Origin of the sequence: Providencia sp. PROV201 (genome assembly GCF_028479545.1) — a bacterium.
In the GTDB taxonomy this organism is placed as follows: domain Bacteria; phylum Pseudomonadota; class Gammaproteobacteria; order Enterobacterales; family Enterobacteriaceae; genus Providencia; species Providencia huaxiensis.
In genome coordinates, this window is the sequence record NZ_JAMPNW010000005.1 from 99,900 (window position 1) to 116,721 (window position 16,822).

At 40.8% G+C, this 16,822-nt stretch carries 14 protein-coding genes; 6 read left to right on the plus strand and 8 right to left on the minus strand.

Annotated features, from left to right (window positions below; translation table 11 throughout):
- The first annotated feature begins 9 nt into the window (after window positions 1-9).
- Both PR809_RS05995 and PR809_RS06000 read left to right on the plus strand, forming a co-directional pair.
- The gene (locus PR809_RS05995; protein WP_166265652.1) at window positions 10-768 is read left to right on the plus strand and encodes an SDR family NAD(P)-dependent oxidoreductase; all 759 of its coding nucleotides are present in this window, start codon (window positions 10-12) and stop codon (window positions 766-768) included.
- Window positions 769-783: 15 nt separating this feature from the next.
- Entirely contained in the window at window positions 784-2,415 is a 1,632-nt protein-coding gene (locus tag PR809_RS06000; protein ID WP_166265649.1) for a sodium/sugar symporter, read from the plus strand.
- Between the two features lie 104 nt (window positions 2,416-2,519).
- On the opposite strand, the gene copA is transcribed toward PR809_RS06000, so the two are convergent.
- Complete coding sequence (copA, locus tag PR809_RS06005) at window positions 2,520-5,453, minus strand: copper-exporting P-type ATPase CopA (protein ID WP_206275923.1); 2,934 nt, start codon at window positions 5,451-5,453, stop codon at window positions 2,520-2,522.
- A gap of 119 nt (window positions 5,454-5,572) precedes the next feature.
- Between copA and cueR the strand changes: the two genes are divergently transcribed.
- Entirely contained in the window at window positions 5,573-5,983 is a 411-nt protein-coding gene (gene cueR, locus PR809_RS06010; protein WP_206275924.1) for a Cu(I)-responsive transcriptional regulator, read from the plus strand.
- Here cueR and PR809_RS06015 read toward each other — a convergent pair.
- From PR809_RS06015 to tesA, 5 genes are all read right to left on the minus strand, one after another.
- Complete coding sequence (locus tag PR809_RS06015) at window positions 5,937-6,416, minus strand: NfeD family protein (RefSeq protein ID WP_206275925.1); 480 nt, start codon at window positions 6,414-6,416, stop codon at window positions 5,937-5,939. The two genes, cueR and PR809_RS06015, sit on opposite strands and share 47 nt — an antisense overlap.
- Complete coding sequence (locus tag PR809_RS06020; RefSeq protein ID WP_004260315.1) at window positions 6,413-7,357, minus strand: SPFH domain-containing protein; 945 nt, start codon at window positions 7,355-7,357, stop codon at window positions 6,413-6,415. The genes PR809_RS06015 and PR809_RS06020 overlap by 4 nt, the downstream gene beginning before the upstream one ends.
- 13 nt (window positions 7,358-7,370) lie before the next feature.
- A complete protein-coding gene (locus PR809_RS06025) occupies window positions 7,371-8,228 on the minus strand; it encodes a co-chaperone YbbN (RefSeq protein WP_195697607.1) in 858 nt (285 codons plus the stop codon).
- A gap of 75 nt (window positions 8,229-8,303) precedes the next feature.
- Complete coding sequence (locus tag PR809_RS06030; protein WP_206275926.1) at window positions 8,304-9,107, minus strand: SDR family oxidoreductase; 804 nt, start codon at window positions 9,105-9,107, stop codon at window positions 8,304-8,306.
- 78 nt (window positions 9,108-9,185) lie between these two features.
- Window positions 9,186-9,827, minus strand: a complete 642-nt coding sequence (gene tesA, locus PR809_RS06035) for a multifunctional acyl-CoA thioesterase I/protease I/lysophospholipase L1 (RefSeq protein WP_102139375.1) — start codon at window positions 9,825-9,827, stop codon at window positions 9,186-9,188.
- On the opposite strand from tesA, the gene ybbA reads away from it, so the two are divergent.
- From ybbA to PR809_RS06050, 3 genes are all read left to right on the plus strand, one after another.
- Window positions 9,795-10,481: a putative ABC transporter ATP-binding protein YbbA gene (gene ybbA / locus PR809_RS06040; protein WP_206275927.1), complete on the plus strand. Its 687-nt coding sequence runs from the start codon at window positions 9,795-9,797 to the stop codon at window positions 10,479-10,481. The genes tesA and ybbA overlap by 33 nt on opposite strands.
- On the plus strand, window positions 10,478-12,922 hold the full coding sequence (ybbP, locus tag PR809_RS06045; RefSeq protein ID WP_206275928.1) for a putative ABC transporter permease subunit YbbP: 2,445 nt from the start codon (window positions 10,478-10,480) through the stop codon (window positions 12,920-12,922). The genes ybbA and ybbP overlap by 4 nt, the downstream gene beginning before the upstream one ends.
- 235 nt (window positions 12,923-13,157) lie before the next feature.
- A complete protein-coding gene (locus tag PR809_RS06050; protein WP_272524485.1) occupies window positions 13,158-14,528 on the plus strand; it encodes an esterase-like activity of phytase family protein in 1,371 nt (456 codons plus the stop codon).
- A gap of 223 nt (window positions 14,529-14,751) precedes the next feature.
- On the opposite strand, the gene PR809_RS06055 is transcribed toward PR809_RS06050, so the two are convergent.
- On the minus strand, window positions 14,752-15,441 hold the full coding sequence (locus PR809_RS06055) for an ATP-binding cassette domain-containing protein (protein WP_272524486.1): 690 nt from the start codon (window positions 15,439-15,441) through the stop codon (window positions 14,752-14,754).
- Complete coding sequence (locus PR809_RS06060) at window positions 15,413-16,819, minus strand: cysteine peptidase family C39 domain-containing protein (protein WP_272524487.1); 1,407 nt, start codon at window positions 16,817-16,819, stop codon at window positions 15,413-15,415. Before PR809_RS06060 ends, PR809_RS06055 begins: the two co-directional genes overlap by 29 nt.
- Window positions 16,820-16,822: the final 3 nt, after the last annotated feature.

Below are 16,822 nucleotides of genomic sequence, written 5' to 3' on the forward strand. Positions count from 1 at the left end.
TATCTTAATATGAATAATAATTCTAGAGTTGTTGTTGTTACTGGCGTCAGTCAAGGTATTGGCTATAGTATTTGTGAGACGTATTTGAAGAATGGAGATATTGTCATTGGATGCGCTTGTGAACCCAAAAATAAAAATATTTCTCTCTTAACAGAAAAGTACACTGATAGTTTTTTTTATTATGAAGTTGATGTTTCTAAAAAAAATGAAATTACAAACTTTTCAAAAATGGTAAGTGAAAAATTTGGAACAATTAACGTTTTAGTTTCAAATGCAGGAAAAAATATATTCAAAGGTATTGATTGTGACGAAGAAGATTGGGATCACAATTTTGACTTGAATTTAAAATCACATTGGAGAATGGCTAAAGCATTCAAGCCGTCATTAGAAAAAAGTAATGGTGTAATTATTATTATTACATCTAATCACGCGTATCACACATTACCAGAATGTGCACCCTACAATATAAGCAAAGGGGCTCTTCTATCTCTCGTTCAAAGCTTAATGTTAAATTGGGGACCCACAATAAGAACGGTCGGTATTGCACCGGGTTTTATTGATACAGAAGGTAATCAAACCTATTTTGATTCTTTTGCAGATTCACGTAAAGCACGCCAAGAAATTGAAAATAAACACTGTGTTAAGCGAATCGGTAAGCCGGAAGAAGTGGGCAAGCTTTGTTTATTTTTATCGAGTAGTGATGCTGGTTTTATTGCAGGGACAACTATTTTAATTGATGGCGGTCGTAGTGCCGTTATGCAAGATTAGTGTGGAGAATACACTATGAACACAGAAATAATTGGTTTAAGTACATTAGATTATGTGATTTTTATTACTTATGCGATTGTTATTATTGGAATTGGTTTATGGGTCTCCAGAACTAAAAATGGTCAAACAAAAACGACTGAAGATTATTTCCTTGCAAGTAAAAGTCTACCTTGGTGGGCTATTGGTGCCTCAATAATTGCAGCGAATATATCTGCAGAGCAATTTATCGGTATGTCCGGTTCTGGTTTTTCAATTGGATTAGCGATTTCAGCATATGAATGGATTGCTGCGATAGGGTTAGTGGTTGTTGCTAAATTTATATTACCAATTTTTTTAAAAGAAGGAATTTATACAATACCGGAGTTTGTTGAGAAACGTTACAATAAATCGTTAAAAACAATTCTAGCTATTTTCTGGATAGGGTTATTTGTTTTTGTGAATTTAACCTCAGTATTATACTTAGGTGCATTAGCATTAGAAACTATTCTAAATGTTCCAATGATGTATGCGATTGCAGGATTATCAATATTTGCTGTCGTCTATTCAGTTTATGGTGGGTTATCTGCTGTAGCATGGACTGACGTCGTTCAAGTTTTTGTTCTTATCCTTGGCGGTTTTTTAACTGCATTTTTAGCGATAGACTATATTGGTGGAGAACAAGGCTTTTTCTCAGGATTAGGTCAATTAACGCAAGCGGCACCAGAGCATTTTGAAATGATCCTTAGTAAAGACCACCCGCAATTTGAAAATTTACCAGGTATCGCTGTTTTACTTGGGGGATTATGGGTCGCTAACTTGTACTATTTTGGATTTAATCAATATATTATTCAAAGAGCATTAGCTGCTAAATCCACAAATGAAGCGCAAAAAGGATTAGTTTTTGCCGCATTTATTAAATTCTTATTGCCTATCATTGTGGTTATACCGGGAATTGCGGCTTATGTTATTGTAAATGACCCTGCTTTATTGGCAGGATTAGGAGAGTATGCGACATTTAATTTACCAAGTTTTGAACAAGCGGATAAAGCTTACCCATGGTTAGCTCAATTTTTACCCGCAGGTGTTAAAGGACTTGTATTTGCAGCTTTAACTGCAGCAATTGTCTCTTCATTAGCTTCAATGCTTAACTCTATCGCGACAATATTTACGATGGATATCTATAAAGAGTACATTGCGCCTAAAGCTAGCCAAAAAGTTTTAGTTAATGTCGGTCGTTTCTCTGCAATTATTTCATTAATTATTGCGAGCTTTATTGCACCATTACTGAAAAATCTAGGGCAAGCATTTCAGTATATCCAAGAATATACAGGTTTAGTCAGTCCTGGTATTTTAGCGGTCTTTTTATTAGGGATATACTGGAAGAAAGCAACATCTAAAGGCGCTATTTGGGGAGTAGTTCTATCAATTCCATTCGCTTTATTCCTGAAGTTGATGCCATTCGGTATGCCATTCTTAGATCAAATGCTATATACATTTCTGTTTACTATTGTTTGTATTTTCGTAGTGAGTTTAACAAATAATACAGGCGATGATGATCCGAAAGCGATTATATTGACCGCGAAAGAATTTAAAACGAGTGCAGCATTTAATATCTCGTCATATGCCATCTTTATTATCTTCGCTATGCTATATGCAGTTTTTTGGTAATTTCCGTAGTATTAGATACTCTTAATATAAAGGGCCTCAGCAATTTGAGGCCCTTTTATATGCTATTTATTAGCATAGGCAACGAAATATAAATAAGTTAGCCATTATTTCTCAGGTTTAAAGCGTAATAAGCGGTTGGCGTTACTGACCACGGTAATGGATGATAAGGCCATTGCTGCACCTGCAACAACAGGGTTAAGTAAAGTCCCCGTAATTGGGTATAAAATACCCGCCGCGATTGGAATGCCTAATGTGTTATAAACAAAGGCACCAAATAGGTTTTGCTTCATGTTACGCAGTGTTCCTTTTGAAATAGACACTGCATCGGCAACGCCATGTAAGCTTTGGCGCATTAAGGTAATGGATGCGGTCTCAATCGCGATATCACTACCGCCACCCATCGCAATACCAACGTCAGCTCGGGCTAGAGCAGGGGCATCATTGATACCATCACCGACCATCGCCACTTTGTGGCCTTTGGCTTGTAAGGCTTCAATTGCAGCGGATTTTCCGTCTGGCATGACGCCTGCAATCACTTCATCAATACCCGCTTCTTTGGCTATCGCATTGGCGGTTACTGGGTTGTCTCCGGTTAACATGACTAAACGGAAACCTTGTTTATGTAAACGCGCCAGCGCACTTATGCTGTCTTCACGTAATGGGTCACGGATAGATAATAGCGCAGCAACTTTTCCATCAATAGCTAGCAATACAGGGGTTACGCCTTGAGTCGCTTGTTGGTGTAGCGTTTCTTCCACGTCACGGGTATCAACATTATTTTGCGCTAACAGTTTTTGGTTACCTAACAAAATAGTTTGGCCGTTAATTATTGCACTAATACCTAACCCAGCTAAGGTTCTAAACTGTTCATTAGCCGGCAGCGTTAAACCTTTTGCGCGATTTAAAACAGCGCGAGCTAGTGGGTGATTAGAGCCATTTTCTAATGAAGCGGCATACTGTAAGGCGGTGTCTTGTTCGAACCCATTAAACACATGGATATCTGTAACTTGAGGCATTCCTTCAGTCAATGTACCTGTTTTATCAAACACAATAGTATCTAATTCACTGGCTTGCTGTAATGCATCCGCATCGCGTACTAACACGCCAAACTCAGCTGCTCGGCCCACGCCAGAAATAATCGACATTGGTGTTGCAAGGCCTAGCGCACAAGGACACGCAATAATTAATACGGTTGTTGTGATAACGAGTGCGTAAGTAATTTGTGGTGCAGGCCCAACAAAGTACCAAATAGCACCTGAAATTAAGGCAATACCCACAACAATGGGGACAAACACGGCTGAAATTCGGTCAGCAAGTTGGCCAATTTGTGGTTTACTACTTTGTGCTTGGCGAACAAGGTGGATAATTCGTGCTAAAGTCGTTTGGCTACCGACAGCAGCGGCACGAAATAGTACGGTACCATCTTGTACCACGGTTCCGGCATGGACTTGATCCCCTTTACTCTTTTGCTGTGGGATCGGCTCACCGGTTAGCATGGCTTCGTCTAGCCAGACCTCGCCTTCGATAATTTCACCATCAACAGGCACACGGTCACCGGTTGCTAAGCGTAAAACCATCCCTTTTTTGACTTGCTCCAGTGGCATATCCACTTCGCCTTGCTCTGTGAGAACACGTGCTGTTGGCGGCGTCAAATCTAGCAAACGTTCAAGAGCTTTTGATGAGCGCTGGCGAGCGCGTTGCTCTAAGGCGTGACCTAGGTTGATAAGACCGATGATCATGGCACTGGCTTCATAATAAAGGTGTCTGGCTTGATCAGGGAACCATTCAGGCCAAATATTCACCACAATAGAATAGAGCCAAGCTGCTCCTGTTCCTAACGCAACTAAGGTATCCATAGTGGCGCTGCCATTTTTCAGGCTTTGCCATGCATTGCGATAAAAGTGCCCACCTGCAAATACCATGACTGCAAGGGTTAATACACCAATGGTGAGCCAAATGGTATGGTTTTGCTCAGTCAGCACCATGTTATCGCCCATCATCCCCCACACCATCACAGGGATACCAAGGGCAAGTGCTAATGCTGATTGCCAACGGAAGCGATGCATATTAGCTTGAGCAACTTCTTGTTGGCGCTCACGACGCTTGGCTTCATCTTGAATGATCTCTGCGCCATAACCTGCTTTGACAACAGCATCGATTAAATCATTAGGTTCAGCGGTTCCGGTGACTAGAGCGCTACGCTCAGCTAAGTTGACTCGTGCATTTTCAACACCCGGTACGCTATTTAAGGCTTTTTGAACTTTATTGACACAACTGGCACAGGTCATGCCATCAAGCAGTAACTGTACACTGTCATCCATTGGGCTAATTTCAGGTTGTTCACCTAAATCAGACTCTTGTGCCGGGATCTCACAGATTGCCGCTGAATCAGCTTCCGGCTGTTCAGTTGTGGTACTCAGCGGCTCAGTTTTTGGGTGAGATCCCTCCTCTGTAGCTTGGTAGCCAGCGGCTTGAACAGCCGCAATTAAGGCTTTTGCGGATGCGGTACCATGGACAACAGCGGTTTGGGTATCGACAGTTGCGCTATCAACGCCGTCAACGGCTTCTAGCGCTTGCTGCGTTTTAGCGGCACATTTCATGCAACTTAGACCCGAAAGGGCTAAAGTGATCGCCTTAGTTTGGGCAATTTCTGCGTTATAGCCCGCTTGTTGAACGGCAGCGATTAACGTTTGCGCATCAGCAGTGCCATATACCTTGGCGCTGGTGGTATCGACAACAGCGGCAGCGACACCGTCAACCTCTTCGAGAGCTTTTTGTGTTTTACCTGCACATTTCATACAATTGAGGCCGGAAAGCTGTAACTCGGTATCTGGAGTGTTAGCCACTTCAGCTTCATAACCTGCATCAACGATGGTTTTAATTAAGTCAGCGACATTGGCATCACTTTCCATCACGGCATAATCGATAGTGACTTTTAAGTTAGCGACATCGCCACGCCCTTCGAGCGCTTTAGTGACTGAACCGACACAATGCATGCAGCTTAGTCCCTGTAGTTTTAAAATAATCATGTTACTCATTTTGCAGCCTCCAAAACCCGTTTGATGTATTGGGTCTATAACTTTATCTACAATTAGGTCTATAATTCGACAATGAACAAAGGTTACACCTTCCAGCAAGGTTAAGGTCAAGAGGAATTATGAATATTAGTGAAATTGCCAAAAAAACTGGCCTAACTGCAAAAGCTATTCGTTTTTATGAAGACAAAGGGCTAATTACCCCCCCTGAAAGAGGGGAAAATAGCTACCGTTATTATCAAGAACGTCATTTAAACGAACTTGTATTGCTCAAACAGGCAAAAGATGTGGGTTTTACCTTGGATGAATGTGGCGAACTATTAGGTTTGTTTCGTAATCCAACCAGACATAGCGCAGATGTAAAAACGACAACGATATCCAAGATAAATGAAATAGAGCAGACAATCGTTAAATTGTCTGCCATTCGAGATACATTACAAGAGCTTGTGGACGTGTGCCCTGGGGATGATGGTGCAGATTGTCCGATTATTGACCACTTGGCGCGTGGGTGTTGTCACCATGCGAAGGCTTAACCTGCAAGGTGATGCCGTCTACTGCGATGACGACGACTTCGGTGTTGGCACTTAATGGCGTGTCGCTATAGACACGCCAACTGCCATCAGCAAGGCGTACACGGCTAAAACCTTCTTCAGTATCTGACAACAAACGGCCTTTAACACCGATGAGTTGATGGCTAATTTGGTTGACGTTATCAGCCTTGTTTTTTTGCCTATTACTCAACCATTTTCGCCATAAAACAGCGGAGATCACGGTAAAAATAGCAAACAAGACCCCTTGCCACTCCCAACCGATGAATGGTAGAGCCCAAACGATAACCCCAACAAGTACCGCCGCAATACCCGACCATAAAAGGTAGCCTGCGGTTCCAAGAAGTTCACCAATCAGTAATAGCCCACCAAGACACAGCCAAAACCATGCGGGTTGAGCACTGATAAGCTCTATCATTCTTTTACCTGCTTTTTCATGGCACTGGTTTTCTTGCTTTCGCCGATTAGCTCAGTGATCCCACCAATTGCGCCCATTAAATTACTGGCTTCTAATGGCATCATGATGACTTTGCTGTTTTCGGCAGAACCAATACTGGTCAGTGCATCGGTGTATTTTTGCGCCACAAAGTAGTTAATTGCTTGCATATCCCCAGCGGCGATCGCTTCAGATACCATTTGTGTCGCTTTTGCTTCCGCTTCCGCGGCTCTTTCACGCGCTTCGGCTTGTAAAAATGCCGACTGACGTTCCCCTTCGGCTTTGAGAATTTGTGACTGTTTTTCACCTTCAGCTTTCAAAATTGCCGCTTGGCGGATCCCTTCGGCTTCAAGAATATCGGCACGTTTAGTACGTTCAGCCTTCATCTGAGCATTCATCGCACTAATCAATTCTTTTGGTGGTTTCACGTCACGAATTTCGATACGGGTAATTTTGACACCCCAAGGGTTGGTTGCTTCATCCACCACGTGCAACAAACGGCTATTAATGGAATCACGTTGTGACAACATTTCGTCCAGTTCCATGGAACCTAATACGGTACGAATATTGGTCATCGTCAAATTCAGGACTGAAAGCTCAAGGTTACTGACTTCATAGGCAGCACGTACTGGGTCAACGACTTGGATAAAGCAGACGGCATCAATCGTGACGTTGGCATTATCGCGAGAAATAACTTCTTGAGATGGGATATCAAGGACTTGTTCCATCATATTGATACGACGGCCAATTTTGTCCATAAATGGCACAATAATATGCAAGCCCGGTTGTAGCGTACGGGTATAGCGGCCGAAGCGCTCAACCGTCCATTGGAAGCCTTGAGGTACTGTTTTAACACAGGTAAAAACAATAACGACAGCGACAAAAATGATAATCGGTATTGCACCAAAGGCGAACAAGTCCATATTTAACCCTTAATTAGTAAAGTAGTGAATATACTTGGCGACGGTATTTACTGGCAATGGCGTCACCAGTACCCATTGCAGACATAATATCCATCATGGTTTTTCTTACTGCGCCGTCACCTGCACCCAAGTCGGTACGTAAAAAACCGAATAACATTTCCAGCGCTTCTTCGTTGCGGTTTACTTCATGCAGTTTTAGGGCTAATTGAACCGCTAACGTTGTATTTTGCGGATTTTGATTGAATTCATCTTGCAATTGTTGAATTTCAGGGGTGTCCGCAGCTTGCTTTAATAATTCAATTTGTGCGATTAAACCTTGGTAGCGACTGTCTTTATCCTGTAATGGGACAGCTTCTAAAGTAGCTTGTGCGTCATCAACGAGATTTAAACCAATTTGGGTTTCTGCCAATAATAATGTGATATCGCTATTTTTGGGGTTCAGCTGATGCGCTTCTTTTAGCAGTGGCAGTGCTTCTTGTATTTTACCTTCTGCTATTAATTCAGCGGCTTGTGCTGCTTTCATTTCTTCTGGGCTTGGCAGCACACGAGCTAAAATTTCCAATACCACTTCTTCTGGTTGTGGCCCTTCAAAGCCATCAACAGGGCGACCATTTTGCAACACATACACAGTAGGGATCGCTTTTAAGCCAAACTGGCTTGCGATCATTTGTTCTTCATCACAATTAACTTTAGCTAAAATAAATGACCCTGCGTAGTCGTTGGCAATTTTTTCCAACATGGTACCGAAATCTTGGCAATGAGGGCTACGCGGTGACCAAAAGTAAAACATGACGGGTAAGTTCATTGATTGTTCAATGACTTGGTGTAGGTTCGTTTCGTTAATATCAATTATCTGAGCGTTAGCAAACATAAGAAGTCTCTTTTGAATTTGTTATCAATAGAATTTGTGAGCAATAGTAATAAAGTGGGGCTGATTTTGCTTTTTTCAAGCTTTTTTCCCCTGATTTGCCAGTATTTTATCCATTATTTTGTCAGGTAGAATACGTTTTAAGATACGCACAGCGACGGTTAATAACGTGACAGAATAGCGTACTTTTGGGCGGGGGCTTTCTAACGCATGGATCAGTTTTTCTACCACATGTTCTGGTGTTAAGGTGAAACGTGAAGCAATACCTGGGTTTTTAACGGGTTTATCTTTTTGTGTTTGTTCAACATTTTGAGTAAAAGCCGTATGGATCGGGCCCGGTTCAATTAAACTCACTTTCACCCCTGTTCCTACCAATTCTAAGCGTAGCGCATCAGACCATGCTTCCAGTGCGTATTTGCTGGCAGCATAAGCGCCACGACCGGGGGTTGAAATTACTCCCATCACTGAACTAGTTTGGATAATTCGCCCTTCATGGTGCGCTAGCATTGCAGGCAATAGCAAAAAGGTTAACTGGTGAACACCAAAAAAGTTAGTGGAAAATTGCGCTTCAAGTTGTTCGCGGCTGACACTATTTAACGGGCCATACACCCCAAAACCAGCGTTATTGAATAACCCGAAAAGGCGATGATTACAGAGTGTTAGCACCGTTTGCGCCGCGGTTTCTATGCTATTCTTATTATCGAGGTCAAGGGAGACCGTGTCATAACCTAGCTCTTTTAGGCGCAAAATATCGCTTTCTTTACGGCAAGCAACAATCACATGGTAGCCACGCTGCCGAAGTGTCTGTGCAGCACAAAAGCCAATACCGCTTGATGCACCTGTGACTAGGACTGATTTTTTGTTTCGTGCCGATGTTTGCATAACTTTACCTTGGTTTCATGCAGCTGAATCTATTTCGGGTATAAAAGAGCGTTTTAATACCCTTGTTTAACGTCTGTTTTATTTACTAGACGGTAAAATGTGTTCGAAAAGCTGTTTTTCCATAAAATCAGCAATGGATGGCTGGGCTTCAACGGTAGGGTGAATACCATCTTGTTGTATCCATTCAGGCTTAGTTATCACGGTTTCCATATAAAACGGGAGTAATGGAATTTGATTACTTTGCGCCAATTTCGGATAGACTTTTTCGAAACTTGTCGTATAACGTTTGCCATAGTTAGGTGGAATGCGAATTTGCATTAAGAGCGGTTTCGCACCCGATTGCACGATTTGATCGATAATTTGCTGTAAATTATCTTCGAGTTGCTCTACAGGGAGACCTTGTAAGCCATCATTTGCACCTAATTCGATCAATACCCAGTTAGGTTTGTTTTGTTCGAGTAAAACGGAAAGGCGTTCTAACCCCTGTGCAGAGGTATTTCCACTAATACTACCGTTAACAATAGCAACGGGTGGGGAAAGTTTCTGCCAACGTTCGGCAAGCAAGGAGGCCCAAGCCTGCTCAGCCGGTAAACGGTAGCCTGCACTTAGGCTATCACCTAAGATTAATAGCTTAGTTGACGCAAGTGCGTGCCCACTTGCAGTCAGTAACAGGAGAAATACCAATATATGTCGGCGAATAATATTCTTGAAGTTCATCATCTCATTAAACGTGTTGGTCAAGGTGAACATGAACTGACTATATTGCAAGGTGTTGAGCTAATTGTCGAGTCCGGGCAAACAATTGCTTTAATTGGGGAGTCAGGTTCGGGGAAATCAACCTTGTTAGGGATTATTGCGGGGTTGGATGACGGCTCGAGTGGAACGGTTAATTTATTAGGCCAAGACCTCACTAGAATGGACGAAGAACAACGGGCACGCTTACGGGCACAAAGTGTCGGTTTTGTGTTCCAATCTTTTATGTTGATCCCAACCTTAAATGCCATTGAAAATGTGCAACTTCCTTCTTTGCTACGTGGCGAATCTGAGTCTGAAAGTTATCAACACGCGGCGAGTTTACTGACGGATTTAGGCTTAAAAGATCGCCTAAAACATATGCCACCACAGTTGTCAGGGGGTGAGCAGCAGCGTGTTGCACTTGCTCGTGCCTTTAATGGCCGCCCACAGATTTTATTTGCCGATGAACCAACGGGAAATCTCGATCGCCACACAGGGGATAAAATTGCAGATTTACTGTTTGATATGAACAAAGAGCATGGAACAACCTTGATTTTAGTTACCCACGATAACGAGCTGGCTGCGCGCTGCCAACGCCGTTTGCGCTTGGTCGATGGGCAGTTGAGGGAAGAAGTATGATTTGGCGTTGGTTTTGGCGTGAATGGAAAACACCCTCGTTATTGATTGTTTGGCTTGCGCTTACCCTTGCGGTTGCTTGTGTACTGGCTTTAGGGCGAATTAGCGATCGCATTGAAAATAGCATGAGCTACCAAAGCCGTGAACTGTTAGCGGGTGACTTAGTTTTACGATCTTCTCACCCAAGCGACCCTGCATGGTTACAAGAGGCCCAAAAAGAGGGGTTAACGCTAAGCCAGCAAATATCATTTTCTACCATGGCTTATGCGACGGAAGATGAAGACGCTCGGCCACAACTGGTGTTAGTGAAAGCAGCGGATAAGGCATATCCATTATATGGCGAGCTCATCACAGAACCGGCTGGGTTAACCCCGACAAAAGGGGAAATATTAGTCGCACCACGGTTATTAGAATTATTGAACCTCAATGTAGGGGATAACATTGATATCGGAGATGCGACGCTAAAAGTTTCGGGTAAACTAATTCAAGAGCCTGACAGCGGTTTTAACCCATTCCAGATTGCCCCAAGAGTATTGATAGCAATTGAAGATGCACCATTAACAGGGGCAATTCAATTAGGTAGCCGGTTAACTTATCGCGACATGTTTGCCGGCGATCGCCAGCTTATTGATGTATTTCAACAAAAATATGACCAAGACCTACGAAATGATCAGCGTTGGTTTACGTTAAGCGAAAATAACGGTGCAGTGGGGAAAACCTTCCAACGTGCCCAACAGTTTTTATTGTTGTCAGTTTTATTAACCCTGCTGCTAGCCATTGCTGCGGTTGTGGTTTCAATGACGCATTACTGCCGTAGCCGCCATCAATTAATTGCAGTATTAAAAACCTTAGGGGCAGGGCGTAGCGCATTACGTCAGTGGATTATTGGGCAGTGGTTAGTGATTTTAATTGCTGCGGCTTTACTCGGCTCATTATTAGGTTTGGCTTTTGAAGGCATTTTAATGCAAATCTTAGGGGCTATGTTGCCGAAGGAGTTACCGCCTGCAAGTTTAATGCCTTGGGTTTGGGCGATCGGTACATTATTTATTATTGCGATAATTGTTGGCAGCCGCCCCTATTACCAACTGATGGCAACCCAGCCTTCAAGGGTATTACGTGAAGATGCCAAATCACCCGTTTGGCCGCTATATTATTATCTGCCAATTGTTATTTTAATTGTGGTTGGCGGCTTATTTGTGTTTGCTGGCGTTAACCCTCTGTTGTGGTCAATTTTGGCCGGTATTGTCGTGGTTGCCATTCTACTTGCGCTGATTGGTTGGGTTGGCTTATGGGGGCTGCGTCATATTAAGTTTCGCCAATTAAGTTTGCGTTTATCCGTTAGTCGCCTATTGCGCCAGCCGTTACAAACCATCACACAAATGAGTGCATTTTCGCTGTCATTTATGTTGTTGGCGCTGCTAATTTTAGTGCGTGGTGATTTACTTGACCGTTGGCAGCAACAGTTACCCGCAGATAGCCCGAACTATTTTTTGATCAATATGAACCAGTCACAGCTTGAGCCTGTCACTAAGCTATTGGCTGAGTTTGATGTGAAACCCACCGAGTTCAACCCTGTGGTGTTAGCGCGCTTAACCGATATTAATGACCAGTCAGCAATTGAATGGGCCGATCAACGTGATCCAAATAATAATACGGTGCGACGTGAATTGAGCCTAACTTGGCAATCTGATTTAGCGCCAGCTAATGTGGTTGATAAAGGAACTTGGCCACCAAAAGCAGGTGAAGTCTCGATTGAACAAACGGTCGTTAAAGAGCTTGGGTTGAAATTAGGTGATAAACTCACATTTAACGCAGGGGCCCAGGTCTTTAGTGCAACAGTTAGTAGTATTCGTACGGTTGATTGGGAAAGCCTACGACCAAACTTCTATTTTATTTTCTCTGAAGAAAGCCTTTCTCAGATGCCGGCCACTTGGCTGAGCAGCTTCCACTATGAAGGCGATGGGCAGCTATTAACGCAACTTAGCCGCCATTACCCAACCATTAATGTGCTCGACACCGGTGCAATTATCACCCAAATTCAGCAAATTCTTCAGCAAGTGAGCCAAGCTCTTGAAGTGATGGTAGTGCTGGTTATCTTCTGTGGGCTGTTGCTATTATTAGCTCAAATTCAAGTCGGTATGAGCCAACGGGAACGTGAATTAGTGGTGTACCGAACTTTGGGAGCCAGTAAAAAATTGATGCGTCGAACCCTGTGGAGCGAATTTGCATTACTTGGCTTAATGGCAGGGCTTGCCGCGGCATTTGGGGCAGAAATTGCTTTATGGTTGTTGCAAAGTAAAGTGTTTGATTTCCCTTGGCAACCTGAGTGGCGTATGTGGGTGCTATTACCCTTAAGCGCGGCTTTCTTACTGTCCATTTGTGGTGGTTGGTTGGGGTTACGTTTATTAGGGACGGGGAGTCAGCACCGTCGTTTGAATGGTTAAATACTCGTCATACTTCAAGTTGCAGCGTTGTTGATTACGTTCAGCTAGCTGCAACTAGAATTATTTAGAATATAGTGGTGTTAGGGAAATATTTTAATGCCACTATTTATTGAACATTATAAAAACAACTTGTTTTTCAGTAAAATAACTGTCTCTAATCCTTCATAAAAGCTTCATTCATCGACGTTATGATTCCGCCATCAATTATTGATAGCCTTATAATGGAAACATAACAATGCAGAATAACCATTCGATTAAACGTAAGCTGGGCTCGTTATCTTTATTGGCTAGTTTAATTTCATTTAGCATCACAGGGTTTGCACAACAAGAAGTGACCGCAACGTTAGCGGGGCACTCCATTCTTCCAGTTAATTCAACGGTTTCTTCCCCCGAAAATGCACCTTCAGACATGCAAGTGAGTGGTAAATTTACCACTGGCGCTCGTGTTGATAGTTTAGGGAAAGTGGAAGGTAAATCTGCAGATCGCCCAACAGGAATGCATATTCCAATTAAAGGCCAGCCACGGCAAGGGCACTCGGGTATCAAACGCATGGTGGATGGCACTTACTGGGTTTTAACCGACAATGGATTCGGCAATAAAGTAAATTCCCCTGATTCTATGTTGTATGTCACTCAATATGATATTGATTTTCAATCAGGTAATACAACGCCATTAAAAACGGTTTTCTTCCATGACCCTGATAAAATTATTCCTTTTCATATTACGAATGAGAGTACAAAAGAACGCTATTTAACAGGAAGTGATTTTGACCCTGAAAGCTTTCAATTTGCAGGTGGTGCTCTATGGGTTGGCGATGAGTTTGGCCCTTATCTAATCAAAATGGATTTGGATGGCAAGGTATTAGCCTTGTTTGAAACACAAGTAGATGGAAAGAAAGTTGTTTCTCCTGATCACTACCAAATCACAACACCGGGTAAACCTGCTGATAAAGTGAATTTCCAAGTCAACCGTTCGAAAGGTTTTGAAGGTATGGCGTCATCACCAGACGGTTCTAAGCTCTACCCAATGCTAGAAGGTGCGATTTGGCTTGATGACAAGCAAGATCATGAAAATGTTGATGGTAAACGCGCAGCACGTATTCTTGAGTTTGATGTGAAAAAGCAAGATTGGACGGGTAGAAGCTGGTTGTATGTCTTTGAAGACAATCAAAATGCCATTGGTGATTTCAATCTTATTGATGATACCCACGGCCTAATCATTGAGCGTGATAATGGTGAAGGTACAGCAGATAAAGCCTGCACGGCGGGAAACAGTAATACTGAAAATTGCTTTAGTCATTTAGCTAAATTCAAGCGTGTATATCGTATTGAATTTTCAGATAGCAACGTAGGGAAAGCCGTAGATAAGCAAGCTTATATTGATTTAATGAATATCAAAGACCCAAGTAATATGGCAAGAAAACCATTAAATAATGGCGTGTTTACCTTCCCATTCTTCACCATTGAAAACGTTGATGTGGTTGATAGCGAACACATTATTGTTGGTAATGACAATAATTTTCCGTTTTCATCTAGCCGTGAACCAAATAAAGCGGATGATAATGAATTTATCTTATTAAAAGTCCCCGAGCTGTTAAAACCCTAATTAATTTTACGCCTCTCTTTGATTTTTCGGAGGCGCAAATAAACGCTATGTTTTGATCCAATATCTGGTCTTAAGCTTATTTTCCCTTTGGTTTCAATTTTTCCCGAGCTAATCACTCGGGATTTTTTATTTGTGATTGAGAGCAGAATAAATTAAATAATTATAGTTTAAGATTTTTTTTAGATACTATGAATAAAATAGGAATGATAACAATATTATGTTTTTATTTAATCCACTTATTTAAACTTAGGTCATATATTCTGTCCGCTGAGTTTATCATTTCAGGTCTATGTGCGACAAAAATACGTGTTATTTTTAATTCCGCTATAGCATTAGTTATATTTTTTTCATTAATAATGTCTAGGTCGCTTGTTGCTTCATCAAGTAATAGAATTTTAGGTTCTCGATAAAGGGCTCTTGCGATTGAAATTCTTTGTTTTTGACCTCCAGATAATGTATTTCCAATGTCACCAACCATTGTGTCATACCCCCTAGGGAAAGTATTAATATCATGGTCAATAGAGGCTAATTTTGCACATTTTACCATTTTTTTATGGTCAATGATTTCATTAAAGCTGCTAATGTTTTTAGATATTGAACCCGCTAATAGTTTATCATCTTGCATTACAAAAGAAATGTGATCCCTAATTTGATTTTTCCCGATTGTAGAAATGCTGATCCCATTAATTAAAACATCTCCATCAGTAGGGGAATATAAACCGGATAATATGTGTAATAATGTTGATTTTCCACACCCAGAAAAACCAACTATAGCTATACTTTCTCCGGGATTAACTTCAAAGCTAACATTTTTTATAATAAAGGGTTCATTTTGAGAACGATGGTAGGATAGATTTATAATTTTAAGATGACCATTAGTATTGTTATGAATTTTTTTCTCCTTGATCTTCAATGGGCGAAATAATTATATCAGTAAGTCTATGACAATGCATAGATATTAAATAGAATTCAGCAATGGCATTAGTGATTTTTACTGTACGTGTACTAATCATATCTGAGTAAAGTATAGAGGCTAATAATATTCCTATTGTCATTTCTGGATCAAAATATAATGCGCCGATAATAAGAATATAAATATTTGAAAGGCCAATTAAAAGCGTGGATATTGTACTGGTTAATAGGTCAAATTTAAATAATTTATTTTTTGTATAAGTGTTTTTAATTACATTATTAATCCATTCTCTTCGACGAACCCCTTCTAAATTGAGTACTTTTATTGTGCTAATTGCCCTAATGGTTTCTAAAAAATGTGATGATTGTATTGAGTCAAATAAAATATTCTCTATTTTAGTTGATTGATAATTAGAAAATGAAATTAACCTTATGATTATGTATATGATACTAATTAATATTGGACCAACAGCTAATATTGGTGAATATAAAATAAGAATAATAGCAGATATAATTATTACAATTACATCCAAAAGAGACTCAACCATATTAGCAGTAAAAGAATCTTGTATTGTACTTAATGATTGAAATCTTGAGGCTATATCTCCGGTATGACGTTTTTCAAAGAAAGGTAGAGTTAGTTTTATTAATCGATTAAAAAAACCCTCTGACCATTTAATACTTAACCTGTAACGCATATTGAGTAATAGCGAAGCACGTAGAATAGAAAACATAGATTTAATTATTAATGCAAATATTACAATGATTCCAACTAGTAATATTCCATTGTGATCTGATGATCTCACTAATATATCAATGGTGAATTGTGTCGCTATTGGTACAGAGACTGATAATATTTCTATCAGTATAGATAAAATTAGTATACTTAAAAATGTAGATAGTAATTTTTTAACACCATGAAATAAATAGAATATGGTAATGTTTTGAGTAAGAGGTTCTTTGTTAAAAGTTTGCTCAGGCCAAGCTTCAATAATGAATCCTGTAAATTTATCTGATAACTCATGAAATGATATAATACGGCGACCTACACTTGGGTCATGTATAATGGATTTATGAGATGTTATTTTAATTAAAACAATAAAATGATTTAATTTCCAATGAAGAATGGTTGGGTTTCGTAATGATTTAAGTTCATCAATTTCTATTCTAGCAGCTCGAGCTGTCATGTTTATTTTTTCAAAAGCAGTAATAACTTCTTGCAGTGTCATGCCATTATTTGTTGTAGTATGGATATTTCTTGCTGATGTAATATCTATATTTTTACCGAAATAACCTGAAATCATTGCCAAACAAGCAAGCCCACATTCGCTGGACTCGGACTGTAAAATCAAAGGTGTTCTCTTTTTTAATGAAAACATAAC

What these genes read in the sequence shown, in the direction of transcription:
- PR809_RS05995 (WP_166265652.1), top strand. Translation starts at nt 10, where the DNA reads ATGAATAATAATTCTAGAGTTGTTGTTGTTACTGGCGTCAGTCAAGGT.
- PR809_RS06030 (WP_206275926.1), bottom strand. Translation starts at nt 9,107, where the DNA reads ATGCAAACATCGGCACGAAACAAAAAATCAGTCCTAGTCACAGGTGCA.
- PR809_RS06000 (WP_166265649.1), top strand. Translation starts at nt 784, where the DNA reads ATGAACACAGAAATAATTGGTTTAAGTACATTAGATTATGTGATTTTT.
- PR809_RS06015 (WP_206275925.1), bottom strand. Translation starts at nt 6,416, where the DNA reads ATGATAGAGCTTATCAGTGCTCAACCCGCATGGTTTTGGCTGTGTCTT.
- copA (WP_206275923.1), bottom strand. Translation starts at nt 5,453, where the DNA reads ATGAGTAACATGATTATTTTAAAACTACAGGGACTAAGCTGCATGCAT.
- PR809_RS06050 (WP_272524485.1), top strand. Translation starts at nt 13,158, where the DNA reads ATGCAGAATAACCATTCGATTAAACGTAAGCTGGGCTCGTTATCTTTA.
- ybbP (WP_206275928.1), top strand. Translation starts at nt 10,478, where the DNA reads ATGATTTGGCGTTGGTTTTGGCGTGAATGGAAAACACCCTCGTTATTG.
- ybbA (WP_206275927.1), top strand. Translation starts at nt 9,795, where the DNA reads ATGTCGGCGAATAATATTCTTGAAGTTCATCATCTCATTAAACGTGTT.
- tesA (WP_102139375.1), bottom strand. Translation starts at nt 9,827, where the DNA reads ATGATGAACTTCAAGAATATTATTCGCCGACATATATTGGTATTTCTC.
- cueR (WP_206275924.1), top strand. Translation starts at nt 5,573, where the DNA reads ATGAATATTAGTGAAATTGCCAAAAAAACTGGCCTAACTGCAAAAGCT.
- PR809_RS06025 (WP_195697607.1), bottom strand. Translation starts at nt 8,228, where the DNA reads ATGTTTGCTAACGCTCAGATAATTGATATTAACGAAACGAACCTACAC.
- PR809_RS06060 (WP_272524487.1), bottom strand. Translation starts at nt 16,819, where the DNA reads ATGTTTTCATTAAAAAAGAGAACACCTTTGATTTTACAGTCCGAGTCC.
- PR809_RS06020 (WP_004260315.1), bottom strand. Translation starts at nt 7,357, where the DNA reads ATGGACTTGTTCGCCTTTGGTGCAATACCGATTATCATTTTTGTCGCT.